Raw genomic sequence first — 13,203 nt, 5'->3', positions numbered from 1 at the left:
GCGTTCCGTATGGTGACCCAACTGCGTCACCTGCCGGGCCCATGGCCAAACCCCGCTGCCACCTGCTCGCCCTTTGGGGCGCGCTGTCGCTTTGTCTTGCGACACCTGCGTATGCGGGAGGGGATAGCGCGCCCGCGCAACCCGCGCTGCTTATTCCCGCAGGTTCGTTGGATGACGCGCTCAAGGCGCTGGCGGTGCAGAGTCATATCCAGATTCTCTACGCCCCCGAACTCGTTGCCGAACGTCGCGTATTCGGCCTGCACGCACGACTGGAACCATCGAAGGCGTTGACGCGTTTGCTGCGCGGTTCGGGATTGCGTGTTGTCGCGGTCAACGCCAATACCTTCCTGTTGCAACGGATCAAGCCGGCGCTGCGGACGCCATCGGACACCGCCAGACATGTCCCGACCGAAATGGCCTCGGTGCGCGTCACCGGATCGCGCATTCCACGCAGCGATCTCGACCTGGTCACGCCCGCACCGCTGACCATCATCACCCGCGAGGAAATCGAGGTCAGCGGGCACCAGACGCTGTTCGAACTGCTGCGGATGCAGCCGGGAATGCAGGGGCATCATCCCGTCGACGTCGCGAGCGAAGGCGGGCAGGGCGATCAGCAGCCGTTCGCGGCGGCGGCGACGACCAGCCTCAACGGGCTAGGGCCGCGTGCGACGCTGTTCCTCATCGATGGGCGTCGCGTCGCAAACTACGGCCTGATTTCGGTCGATCTGGGTGGACTCACCGATCTCGATGCGATCCCGCTGAGCATCGTTGATCGCGTCGAGATCATTCGTGGCGGCGCGTCGGCGATTTACGGCGCCGACGCGATGGCCGGCGTGGTCAACATCATCCTGATGAAACAGCGCGACGGCGGAGAGGTGGTTGCCCGCTATGGCCGCTCGCAACAGGGCGATGCAGGCGAACGGCGCGTGTCCTTCAGCCAAGGCGTGAATACCGCCAATGGCAGCAGTCTCTTCCTGGGCGTGGATTACCTGGAGCGCGATGCGCTCATCGGGGAGCAACGCAACTGGCGCACCCTCGACTATCGGCGCTACGGGCTAGGTGATTGGCGGATCCAGTTGGGCTATCGCGATTCGGACAACAACGTCGTCCAGCCGTTCTGCCCGTCCGGGGTCGCGCATGTCGATGCGCAATGTCTTTTCGACCGCGTGCGCTGGAGCTCGCTGCAGCCGCGCAGCGAGCGTCGTTCGCTATACACGCACTGGCAGCACGAGCTTGCCAATGGTCTGCAGGTCAATACCGATCTGCGGGTCAGCGATGCCACGCAGCAGCTGCAGAATCCGCCCTTCCACGCATTGGTGGATGTGCCGGATGCCCATCCTGACGCGATCCCGGACACCGAGCTGGCTTACGCTTTTTTCGACGTAGGACCGATCCGCAACGACAACCACACCCGCAATCTGGACCTGGCCACGTCACTGCAGGGGACCGCCGGGAACTGGGATTGGAACGTCGTGCTTTCCCATGACGAAAACAAGGTTCGCAACCAGGGCAATGGTCTGGTGCGCGAAACCGTTTTCATCGACGCCTTGATCGCAAACCAGTACCGCTTCGGTGTCTGGGACAACCCGCCCGCGCTGCTGGCTGCGATATCGCCTCCCGTGGTGGCCAAGGGCAAGGCGGCTCTCGATCAGGTGTCGGCGGGGATCGATGGGCGCTGGTTCAGCCTGCCGGCCGGCGACGTACGGCTCGCCGCAGGCATCGAATTCAATCGCGACTCGCTTCTACATCGTCCCGATCCGATCATGAAGGAGAACGATGTCGCGCTCGGTGCACAGAAGATCCCGATCGATGCACATCGCTACGGCTCCGCCCTGTATGCAGAGGTGAACCTCCCGCTGCTGCGTCGCCTGCAGGCCGATGTGGCGGCACGGCTCGACCATCGCCAGGGATATGGAAGCAAGGCGTCGCCCAAGCTGGGATTCAAGTGGCGAGCGCTGGATTCGCTGACGCTTCGCGGCACGGCCGCCACCGGTTATCGCGCTCCCTCGTTGTTCGAGCTGCGGCGTCCGACCGTGTTCGACAACTACGATGTCGTGCCGGAAACACCGGGCCTGAGCCCGTGTCGATACCCTATCCTCGGCTATTGCGTCGTGCTGCGTGGCGCGCTCGAAAACCCGCGGCTGGAGCCGGAAACCTCGCGCAGCCATACCTTGGGCGTCGTATGGGCGCCCACGTCGGCGTTGAGTTTCAGCGTCGATCAATTCCGCATCGAGCGGCGCAATGAAATCCTGCCTGGCAGCGCCATCGATGATCCTGAGGCCTTCCCGCTGTCGCTGCAGCGCGACGAGAACGGCCTGCTGATCGGCATCAACGACTACTTCGCCAACGTGGGACGCACCGATGTGCGTGGCTGGGAGTGGGAAGGTCGATACCAGAAAGACACCGAGCGCGCGGGACGCTGGACGTTTCACGCGGCCGGCCAGTACCTGGCGAAACTGGTGCGCCAGGCCCGTAGCGGAGTGCCGGCGCTGGACTACGCCGGTTCCGGAACGCCGGACAGGCGGGCCACGGCTTCGGTGCAATGGGGCACGACGGACTGGAACTCCACGTTGAGCCTGCACTATCGCGGCGACGTGCGTGTGGCACGGCCGGGACAGGAGTGTCCGTCCTACAACAAGGAAGCGAAGAGGTGTCGAACGCCTTCTTCGAAAACACTGGATCTCAATGTCGCCTACCTTGGTTTCGACGACTGGCAGTTCGCGCTCAACGTAAACAACCTGCGCGATCAGGATCCGGTGAATTACGACGTCGATAAAGGCGGTTACGACATCGCCTACGACGATCCGCGCGGGCGCTATTTCCTCTTCAGCGCTACCTGGCGATTCTGAGTCGCGAAGCGCGACACGCCGCTGCGATAACGCGATACGACACTCGAGTGCCTCGGGTAGGGAGGCGTTGCTTGCCGCGCGTTAATTCCGCTGGTGCCTTGCGATCGTCTTGCGGTCGTCGCCTCTGACGGGGACGACTCTGACGAGGAGCGGCGCCGTCCGCTAATCCACTCACAAGGTATCGCTCACATGCAAGGTAGGGGAAACTCTTCGCGCGTGCGTTCGGCGCGAGGAACGTCGCACGTGCGCTCTGTGCTGTCCAAGTCCATCGCGGGCGCGCTGTTGCTCGGCGTCATGACGCCGGCGCTCGCGCAACAAGCGCCTGGATATCAGGAGCAGGGCCAGATCGGTAACCCCGAGAGCTGGCGCACCGAAGAATTCAAGGCGGATTGGGGCCTGGGTGCCATCGGTGCCGAATACGCTTATGCGCGTGGACTGACCGGACGCGGTATTCGCGTGGGCCTCTTCGACAGCGGTGTGGATCTGAATCACAGCGAGTTCGCCGGCAAGGATCATCGCAGCATCCGCATCGCCGACATGCTCGAAGACGGCACGCCGTGCGCGAATACCACGGCCCTCGTCGGCCCCGATAGTTGCTTCATGTCGGACGGCGATACAGCTGCGATCGAATACTTCCACTACACCGACGAAGACCGCGCGTTCGTGCAGTACCTCGTCGAGATCGGCTACCTCTACGACTGGGTGCCGGATTACCTCGAATCCATCGCGGGCTTCCAGTACGGTTCGCATGGCACGCACGTGGCGGGCTCCATGGCCGCCAACCGCGATGGCGTCGGCAGCCATGGCGTGGCCTTTGGCGCCAACATCACCACGTCGCGTTTGTTCTCGAACAGCTATACCGACCTGATGTCGCTGCTGGGTGCCGAAGGCGAGTCCTACTCGATCGGTCCGGGTAGCGAAGCCGTGGCCAGCATGTACGAACAGATGGCGGCGCAGAACGTGCGCGCGATCAATCACAGCTGGGGCCTGAGCCAGGAGCCGACGACGATCGAGGAGATGGACGCGCTGTACAACTCGGAAGGCGGGGCCGAGTACTTCGCGACCTATACCGATGCTTCGATCGATCACGGCATGTTGCAGGTCTTCGCCGCCGGCAACGGCGACGGCGCGATCGCCGGCGTCTACGCGACCCTGCCGCGCTGGGTGCGCGAAGCCGAGAAGTACTGGCTGAGCGTGGTGAACGTCAACAACACCGGTTCCATCGACGGCAGTTCGAGCATCTGCGGACAGACCAGGGACTGGTGCCTTGCGGCGCCCGGCACCGACATCACGTCGTCCGTCGTTGGCGGCGCGATCGAAGGCGAGGAAATCCGCGACGAAGAAGGCAACTTCATCGGCCTGGACGTGACCGCCGAACATCCGGAATACGGCTACGCGGACTACACCGGTACCTCGATGGCCGCGCCCCACGTCACCGGCGCGCTGGCGCTGCTGATGGAGCGCTTCCCGTACCTCGACAACCCGCAGATTCGCGACGTCCTGCTGACCACCGCCACGGATCTGGGCGAAGCCGGCGTCGACGACATCTACGGCTGGGGCCTGATGGACCTGCGCAAGGCCATCGAAGGCCCGGGCCAGATCCGTGTCGACACCGACGTGGCGATGAACCAGCACGCCGGTGGCACCAAGGTCTGGGAAGGCCTGGCCTGGGACGATTGGACCAACGACATCGGTGGTGATGGTCGTCTGACCAAGTCGGGCATCGGCTGGCTGCGCCTGAGCGGCGACAACAGCTTCGGTGGCCTGACCGTGCGCCAGGGCGTGCTCGAGCTGGACGGCGCCAATGCGCTGAAGGGCGACGTGCAGGTAGACGATGGTTTCCTGCTGCTCGACGGATCGCTCGACAACAAGCTGCACGTCAATGGCGGGCGGGCGGTTATCAATGGCGTGCAGACCGGCTCCAGCTGGATTCATGCGCGCGGCCGACTCAGCGGCAGCGGTACCTTGGCCGATACCACGGTCGAAGGCGTCGTCGCGCCGGGCAACTCGATCGGCACGCTGACGATCAACGGCGACTACACGCAAGCCGCGGGATCGGTGTACGAGGCGGAAGTGTCGGTGAATGGCGCGTCCGACCATCTCCAGGTCAGCGGCCAGGCCAACCTGCTGGGCGGCACGGTGAAATTCCTCACGACCGGCCAAACGATGCTGCTGGGCGAGCACTACAACCTGCTGTCGGCCGGCAGCCTCAGTGGTACGTTCGCGGGCGTCGACGATACGGCGTTTTCGCCGTTCCTTGATTTCGTTCTGAGCTACAACGGCAACGACGCGCTGGTCGATGTGCAGCGTGGCCAGGCGCTGGCAAGTGCCGCGCAGACGTTCAATCAGCAGGTGGTCGCACAGGCGGTTGACGGTCTCGCCATCGACGCGCCGTTGTCGCAGGCCGTGACCCAGTTGTTCCCGGCGCCGGCGATGGCGGCACTAGACAATCTCAGCGGCGAACAGCACGCCAGCCTGCATTCGATGCTGGTCGACAACAGTCGTCACGTGCGCGACACCGCGTTGGCACGTGCGCGTGCGGGCGTCGGTACCTTTGCGCGCTCGATGGACGGTGAAAGCGAATCGGCGGCCTGGATCGACGTGCAGCGCAACGGTGGCACCCTGCGTTCGGATGGCAATGCGAGCGAGATGACCTACGACGGCAACTCGACGCTGCTCGGCTATGACTACCGCTTCGCCAACGGCTGGCGCGTGGGCGTGCTGGGTGGCGCGGGCAACAACGACCTGAACGTGGTTACGCGTGGCTCGAAGGGCAAGACCCAGGACCATTACCTCGGTGCCTACGTCGGGCAGGACTGGAACAACTTCGGCCTACGTCTCGGTGCGACCCAGGGCTGGCATGACGTCAGCAGCGCACGCAGCATCTCCCTGCCTGGCGTGCAGGATCGTCCGCGCGCCGACTACGACGCGACCAGCACGCAGGCGTTCGTCGAAGGCAGCTACGGCTTCGCAGCTGGTGCCTGGGGCTTCGAGCCCTACGCGCAGCTCGCGCAGGTACGCGTGGAAACCGACGGCTTCGCGGAGCGTGGTGGCGCCGCAGCATTGACCGTTGCTTCTTCGGAGCAGCGGATCAATCTGGCGACCGCGGGAATGCGCTTCAACATCGACCTGAAGGGCGCGCAGCAGAGCGAGAGCTGGTTGAGCCTGCGCGGTGGCGTGGGGCGTCGCCATGCCAGCGGCGATCTGACTTCGGTCTCGTCGGCCTCGTGGGACGGCGGCAGCGTGTTCACGGTGCACGGTACTCCGCTGGCGCAAGACTCGACGCTGGTCGAACTCGGACTGGGTGCGCGTACGAGCACCAATAGCCTGCTGGAGTTTGGTTACAGCGGCCAGCTCGCCGACGAGGTGCGCGACCACTCCGCCAACGTGCGGTTCTCTGTGAAGTTCTGACACGCGCCCCTGTAGCGTGTCATGGCAAGGGGGGCGGGTTTCCGCCCCCTTTTTTGTCTGCCCGCCTTGTAGAGCGGAGCTTGCTCCGCTGCTTTAGGGCAATGCGGAAGCACACGAAGATCGCAGCAGTTAGCGGCGACGCCGGTCTGGTCTGTAGCTGTTGATGTTGCTCGTCATCCCGGCGCGAGCCGGGATCCAGCTTGGCTTTGCAGTTCGTCCTTGGAGCCAGCAACGGCAACAGCAACGGCTGGATCCCGGCTTGCGCCGGAATGACGATCAAAAAAGGAAGACAACAAAAAAGCCGCGGTTTCCCGCGGCTTTCTCGTGACTCGAATGAATCAGGCGATCAGACCTGCATCGCCTTCGCCACTTCAGCGGCGTAGTCTTCGACGACCTTCTCGATACCTTCGCCGACCACCAGGCGCTGGAAGCCGACGACGTCCGCGCCGGCCGCCTTCACGGCCTGCTCGACGGTCTGGTCGGAGTTCAGCACGTACGGCTGGCCGTACAGAGTGACTTCGTTGACGATCTTGGCGATCTTGCCGCTGATGATCTTTTCCAGGATCTCGGCCGGCTTGGCCTTGTCCTTCTCGGACATCTTGGCCAGCTCGATTTCCTTTTCCTTCGCAACGAAGTCGGCCGGAACGTCGGCAGCCTTGTTGTACGGCGGGTTCATCGCAGCGACGTGCATCGCGATGCCACGGGCCAGTTCGGCGTCGCCGCCCTTGACCTCAACCAGCACACCGATCTTGCCGCCGTGCACGTAGGCTGCGACGTTGTTGGCGGTGTCGATCGTGACCATGCGGCGGATCTGGATGTTCTCGCCGAGCTTGGCGATGGCGGCGGCGCGGGTTTCCTCGACGGTTTCGCCGGAGGCCAACTTGACGGCCTTCAGCGCTTCGACATCGGCAGCGCCGGAAGCCAGGGCGGCCTGGGCGACGGCGTCGGTGAAGGCGACGAAGTTGCCGTCCTTAGCCACGAAATCGGTTTCGGAGTTGATTTCGACCAGCACGGCCTTGCCGCCGTTCTGGGCGACGGCGACGCGGCCTTCGGCTGCGACGCGGCTAGCCTTCTTGTCGGCCTTGGCGAGACCCGACTTGCGCAGCCATTCGGCCGATGCGTCGATGTCGCCGTTGTTCTCGGTGAGCGCCTTCTTGCACTCCATCATGCCGGCGCCGGTGCGCTCGCGCAGTTCCTTGACCAGGGAAGCGGTGATTTCTGCCATGGGGTTACCTCTCAATGTTTGAAGACGTCATCCCCGCGAAGGCGGGGACCCAGTGTCTTTGGGGCTGTAGGAGCAAAGCCCCTGGGTTCCCGCCTTCGCGGGAATGACGAGCAAAAGCAAATCGCAGCCGCGCAGCGTGGCGCGGCTGCATGACGCACGCATTACTCGGCCGCTTCGGCCTTCTTGCCAGCGTCCTTCTTGGCCGGAGCGCGGCCACGCGGAGCCTTGTCCTTCGCTTCGCCTTCGGCGGTTTCGACGAACTCTTCTTCGCGGACCGAAGCGGCCTGCGGAGCGGCAGCCTTGCCTTCCAGCACCGAGTCAGCGGCGGCGCGGGCGTACAGCTGCACGGCGCGGATGGCGTCGTCGTTGCCCGGGATGGCGTAGTCGACCAGTTCCGGATCGTAGTTGGTGTCGACGACCGCGATCACCGGGATGCCGAGCTTCTTGGCTTCCTTGATGGCGATGTCTTCGTGGCCGACGTCGATCACGAACAGGGCGTCGGGCAGGCGGTTCATTTCCTTGATGCCGCCGAGCGAGGCTTCCAGCTTCTCGCGCTCGCGGCGCAGGGTCAGGACTTCGTGCTTGACCAGCTTCTGGAAGGTGCCGTCGGTTTCAGCGGCTTCCAGTTCCTTCAGGCGGGCGACCGACTTCTTCACGGTGGCGAAGTTGGTCAGCGTGCCGCCCAGCCAGCGCTGGGTCATGAACGGCTGGCCGCAACGCTCGGCTTCTTCCTTGATCGAGTCGCGTGCCGAACGCTTGGTACCGACGAACAGGATGACGCCGCGCTTCTGCGCAACGCCCGAGATGAAGTTCATCGCGTCGTTGAACAGCGGAACGGTCTTCTCGAGGTTGATGATGTGGATCTTGCCGCGGGCACCGAAGATGTACGGACCCATCTTCGGGTTCCAGTAGCGGGTCTGGTGGCCGAAATGGACGCCGGCTTCCAGCATCTGGCGCATGGTGATCTGGGGCATTGCATGAACTCCGATAGGGAACCGGCCGCTTTGGAATAGGTGCGGCTTGCCACTGAAGGCTGGGTTCCGGGGTTGGGCCTCCCCGCTGCTCCGTGACCAGATCCCTGCGGTCCGAAGACCCCAAGGACACCCCGGCACGGGCTGTGGCAGCGGGTGTGTATTCGCCTGTGTCGCCGGCGTGGCGGCTTGCGGACGGACCGCACAGCCGCGGAATTATGCCGGGTCGGGCGGTTGCGGGCAACTTCGGGGCTGGAGGCGGCCGGAAGCCGGCGAATCACGCCTCGCGGGCGGGTCATGTCGCATCGTTCTGCGGATGACGGGGCCAGACCCGGCCCACTTCAGCGATAATTCCCCGATGCCAATCACCATCAAGACCCCGGACGAGATCGAGAAGATGCGCGTCGCCGGCCGCCTGGCCGCCGAAGTGCTGCAGGTCGTCGCCCCCCATGTGAAGCCCGGCGTGAGCACGGCCGAGCTCGACCGCATCTGCTACGACCATATCGTCAAGGTCCAGAACGCGATCCCGGCCAACGTCGGCTACAAGGGCTTCCCGGCGACCATCTGCACCTCGGTCAACAACGTCATCTGCCACGGCATCCCGGCCGAATCCAAGGTCCTCAAGGACGGCGACATCATCAATATCGATGTCACGGTCATCAAGGACGGCTGGCATGGCGACACCAGCCGCATGTATATCGCCGGCACGGCGTCGGTGATGGCCAAGCGCCTGGTCGACGTGACCCGCGAGGCGATGTTCCGCGGCATCCGCACGGTCAAGCCGGGCGCCACGCTCGGCGACATCGGCCAGGCGATCCAGCAGTACGCCGAAGGCGAGCGCTTCAGCGTGGTGCGCGAGTACTGCGGCCACGGCATCGGCAAGGTCTACCACGAGGATCCGCAGGTCCTGCATTACGGTCGTGCCGGTGAAGGCCTGGTGCTCAAGCCGGGCATGACCTTCACGATCGAGCCGATGATCAACGAGGGCCAGCGCCACACCAAGCTGCTGCCCGACGGCTGGACCGTCGTGACCAAGGACCGCAAGTTGTCCGCGCAGTGGGAGCACACGGTGGCCGTGACCGAAACCGGCGTCGAGATCCTGACCCGACTGCCCGGCGACGACAACGACTTGTGAGCACCCCGGCGACCGCCCACATTGATCCGGTCGCCGATGCGCAATGGGCCGCGGCGACGCGCAATGCGATCGCCGAAAACGACGCTGCGCTGGCTGCACGTTTCGACGACAACGGCGACATCGACCGCCTGGTCGCGGCGCGCGCCCAGCAGGTCGATGCCGTAGTGCGCGAGGCGTGGTCGCATTGCGTGCCTCAGAACGCGGCGCTGTCCCTGTTCGCGGTCGGTGGTTATGGCCGCGGCGAGCTCTTCCCGCAGTCGGACATCGACCTGCTGGTGTTCGGCGAAGTGGATGCGCAGGCCGCGCACGCCGAAGCGCTTGCCCATTTTTTCCGGCTGCTCTGGGATGCGGGCCTGCCCGTCGGCCACGCGGTGCGTTCCGCCGAGGAATGCACGCGCGCGGCGCTGGAAGACATCACCGTGCTCACCGCGTTGCTCGAAGCGCGCATGCTGGCCGCCGATCTCGATGCGGCTTCGCAGCTGGCCAATGCGGTCGCGCCGAACCTGATCTGGCCGCCCGGCGAATATTTCGCCGCGAAACGCGAGGAACAACGCACGCGCCATGCACGCTTTGGCGACACGGCCGACAACCTCGAACCGAACATCAAGGAAGGGCCCGGAGGCCTGCGCGACCTGCATACGTTGCGCTGGGTCGCGTTGCGGATCATCGGCACCTGGGACCCGGATTCGCTGATGGCGATCGGCCAGCTCGGCGCCGACGAATTTGCAACACTGGAGCGCGAACGTCGTGTGCTCGCGCGCCTACGGTTCGGCCTGCACCTGATTGCGGGCAAGCGCGAGGAACGCCTGCGTTTCGATTACCAGAAGCCGCTCGCGGCGCGACTGGGCCATGTCGACAACGCGGACAATCTTGCCGTCGAGCAGATGATGCAGGGCTTCTATCGTGCCGCCGCGCGTGTCCTGCGTATCGGCGACCGCCTGCTGCAGCGTTTCGAGGAACAGCTTGAAGGAGAGGGCGAGCCGCAATCACTCGACGAACTGTTCGAGCTGCGCCGCGGCTATCTCGCAGCGCGCGATGCGCAATGGCCGCGCGACATTGACGAGTTGTTCGCGCTGTTCGCCGCCTGGGCGGCCCATGACGAGATCCGCGGCCTGCACTCGCGCACTGCGCGCGCACTGGCCGAGGCGCTGGACCGCATTCCTGCCTTCTTCGAAGCGACGCCGGAATTGCGCCAGCGCTTCATGCGCCTGCTGCGCGGGCCCAAGCCCGTCGCCGTCGTGTCCCGGATGGCGCGCTTGGGCGTGCTTGGGCGCTGGATTCCTGCCTTCTTCAAGGTGTCAGGGCGCATGCAGTTCGACCTGTTCCATGTGTTCACGGTCGACCAGCACACGCTCGCCGTGCTCAAGAACATCGCCTCGTTCGCTTCCGGCGAACCCGACGAACGATTCGCGCTAGCACACCAGGTGTGGCCGCGACTGCGCAAGCCGGAAATGCTGCTGCTGGCGGGACTCTTCCATGACATCGCCAAGGGACGCGGCGGCGATCATTCCGAACTCGGCGCAGTCGATGCGCGCGAATTCTGCGAAGCCCATGAATTGTCCGAGGGCGACACCGCGCTAGTTGAATGGCTGGTGCGTCAGCACCTGCTGATGTCGGTGACGGCGCAGAAGCAGGACATCGCCGACCCCGAGGTGATCCATCGCTTCGCCACGCTCGTCGCGGACCGCGAACGCCTGGACAACCTGTATCTGCTGACCTGCGCCGACATTTCCGGCACCTCACCGAAGTTGTGGAACGCGTGGAAGGACCGGCTGATGGCGGATCTGTACACCGCCACGCGCCTGGCGCTACGTCGCGGGCTGGAGCATCCGGTCGCCGCGCACGAGCGGGCCGCGGAAACGCAGGCGGACGCACGTGCGACGCTCACCGCTTTCGGCAGCAGCGACGTGGAAGTCGATGCGTTGTTCGCGCGCATGCCGCAGATCGGTTTCGAACGCAGCCGTCCCGACCAGATCGCCTGGCAGGCGGCCTCGCTGCGCGAGGTCGCGATGGGCGAAAGCTGCGTACGTGCCCGGCCGGTAAGCGGTGATGCAGCGGCGTTTGAGGTGTTCGTACATTCGCCCGACCGCGACGGCCTGTTCGCCGCGATCGTGGCCACGCTCGACCGTCTCGGATTCGCCATTCAGCAGGCCCGCATTCTCGACGGCCCGCACAGCATGGTGTTCGACAGTTTCGAAGTCGTACCGACGGATCCGCGTCACAACCCCAGCGCCGAGGAAGTCGAGCAGCGCCTGTCGCAGGCGTTGTCCGGTTCGCTCGACTGCATCAAGCCGACCCGGCGCACGCAGCCGCGACATTTGCGGCACTTCCGCATCGCCGCGCAGATCGGCTTCGACAGTGTCGCCGGCGGCAATGCCGGGCGCACGATGTTGAGCCTGGTCTGTACCGACCGCCCTGGCTTGCTGGCCGACGTCGCGCAGGTGCTGCGCGGGCAGAAGCTGCGCGTGCACGACGCACGCATCGCCACGTTCGGCGAGCGTGCCGAAGACGTATTCCAGATCACCGACCAGCGCGACCAACCGCTGGACGAAACGCAACAGCAGGGACTGCGCGAAGCGCTGCGCGCCTGCCTCGATGGAGAAAAGCAATGACCGAGAAGAAGCCGGCCCGCAAGGTCGCAAAGAAGGCCGCGCCGAAGGGTCCGGGTATCGACGAACTGAAGTTCATGGTCGAAAGCGCGTTCGAGCGCCGCACGATGCTGACGATCGACGAGATCGACGGCTCCACGCGACCGACCGTCGAACGCGTGATCGAAGGCCTGGAGAAGGGCGAGTTCCGCGTCGCCGAGCCCGACGGCAAGGGCGGCTGGAAGGTCAACGAGTGGCTGAAGAAGGCGGTGCTGCTGTACTTCCGCGTCAACGAAATGCAGCTGGTCGAGGCGGAGCCTGCACCGTTCTGGGACAAGGTGCCGGCGCGTTTTGCCGGTTTCAGTGAGAGCGACTTCCGCAAGGTCGGTGCGCGCGTTGTGCCGGGCGCCATCGCACGCCGCGGTGCGCACATCGGCAAGGACGTGGTGCTGATGCCGAGCTTCGTCAACATCGGCGCCTATGTGGGCGAGGGCACTATGGTCGATACCTGGGCGACGGTCGGTTCGTGCGCGCAGGTCGGCAAGCACTGCCACCTCTCTGGTGGTGCAGGCATCGGTGGCGTGCTGGAGCCGCTGCAGGCCTCGCCGACGATCATCGAGGACCACTGCTTTATCGGTGCGCGTTCCGAAGTGGTTGAGGGCTTTGTTGTCGGTCATCACAGCGTGATCGGCATGGGTGTATTTCTCGGCCAGAGCACGCGCGTGTACAACCGCATGACTGGCGAGATTAGCTACGGCTCAGTGCCCCCGTATAGCGTGGTGGTGTCCGGACAGCTGCCGGCGAAGGATGGCTCGCACTCGTTGTACTGCGCCGTGATCGTGAAGCAGGTGGACGCGAAGACGATGTCCAAGACCTCGATCAACGAATTGCTGCGCGGCTTGGCCGAGTAATTTGTGCTCGTCATCCCGGCGAACGCCGGGATCCAGCTGTGATTTGATGGCGGCGGCTGGTGCAACGGCAAAGGCTGGATCCTGGCGTGCGCCGGGATGATGACGATGTAATT

Annotated in this window: 7 protein-coding genes; 5 read left to right on the top strand and 2 right to left on the bottom strand. The window is 64.7% G+C overall.

Annotation, left to right across the window (positions count from 1 at the left end):
- Positions 1 to 41 precede the first annotated feature (41 nt).
- Positions 42 to 2,849, top strand: a complete 2,808-nt coding sequence (locus tag ACYVGK_RS10330; protein WP_460733319.1) for a TonB-dependent receptor domain-containing protein — start codon at positions 42 to 44, stop codon at positions 2,847 to 2,849.
- Positions 2,850 to 3,092: 243 nt separating this feature from the next.
- Positions 3,093 to 6,260 carry an autotransporter domain-containing protein gene (locus tag ACYVGK_RS10325; RefSeq protein ID WP_460733317.1) on the top strand — a complete coding sequence of 1,056 codons (3,168 nt, stop codon included), beginning with the start codon at positions 3,093 to 3,095 and terminating at the stop codon, positions 6,258 to 6,260.
- 346 nt (positions 6,261 to 6,606) lie between these two features.
- Here ACYVGK_RS10325 and tsf read toward each other — a convergent pair whose 3' ends face one another.
- Both tsf and rpsB read right to left on the bottom strand, forming a co-directional pair.
- On the bottom strand, positions 6,607 to 7,485 hold the full coding sequence (gene tsf, locus ACYVGK_RS10320) for a translation elongation factor Ts (RefSeq protein ID WP_460733315.1): 879 nt from the start codon (positions 7,483 to 7,485) through the stop codon (positions 6,607 to 6,609).
- Positions 7,486 to 7,646: 161 nt separating this feature from the next.
- Positions 7,647 to 8,459, bottom strand: a complete 813-nt coding sequence (gene rpsB / locus ACYVGK_RS10315; RefSeq protein ID WP_460733313.1) for a 30S ribosomal protein S2 — start codon at positions 8,457 to 8,459, stop codon at positions 7,647 to 7,649.
- A 355-nt stretch (positions 8,460 to 8,814) separates the two neighbouring features.
- On the opposite strand from rpsB, the gene map reads away from it, so the two are divergent.
- Genes map through dapD form a run of 3 tightly spaced genes read left to right on the top strand, consistent with a single transcriptional unit; the run spans position 8,815 to position 13,090 of the window.
- Positions 8,815 to 9,591 (top strand): type I methionyl aminopeptidase, encoded by a 777-nt coding sequence (map, locus tag ACYVGK_RS10310; RefSeq protein ID WP_460733311.1) that lies wholly within the window; start codon positions 8,815 to 8,817, stop codon positions 9,589 to 9,591.
- Positions 9,588 to 12,203, top strand: coding sequence for a [protein-PII] uridylyltransferase (glnD, locus tag ACYVGK_RS10305; RefSeq protein WP_460733309.1), 2,616 nt, complete (start codon positions 9,588 to 9,590; stop codon positions 12,201 to 12,203). The genes map and glnD overlap by 4 nt, the downstream gene beginning before the upstream one ends.
- Positions 12,104 to 13,090 carry a 2,3,4,5-tetrahydropyridine-2,6-dicarboxylate N-succinyltransferase gene (gene dapD, locus ACYVGK_RS10300; RefSeq protein WP_460733485.1) on the top strand — a complete coding sequence of 329 codons (987 nt, stop codon included), beginning with the start codon at positions 12,104 to 12,106 and terminating at the stop codon, positions 13,088 to 13,090. The genes glnD and dapD overlap by 100 nt, the downstream gene beginning before the upstream one ends.
- Positions 13,091 to 13,203 lie beyond the last annotated feature (113 nt).

The organism is Lysobacter tyrosinilyticus (assembly GCF_054779815.1).
The sequence above is the reverse complement of the archived record's forward strand: the minus strand, read 5'-3'. Positions and strand labels throughout refer to the sequence as shown.

Bases quoted from the DNA above. Each gene is read 5' to 3' on its own strand.
- ACYVGK_RS10330 (WP_460733319.1), top strand. From the start codon at position 42: ATGGCCAAACCCCGCTGCCACCTGCTCGCCCTTTGGGGCGCGCTGTCG.
- tsf (WP_460733315.1), bottom strand. From the start codon at position 7,485: ATGGCAGAAATCACCGCTTCCCTGGTCAAGGAACTGCGCGAGCGCACC.
- rpsB (WP_460733313.1), bottom strand. From the start codon at position 8,459: ATGCCCCAGATCACCATGCGCCAGATGCTGGAAGCCGGCGTCCATTTC.
- map (WP_460733311.1), top strand. From the start codon at position 8,815: ATGCCAATCACCATCAAGACCCCGGACGAGATCGAGAAGATGCGCGTC.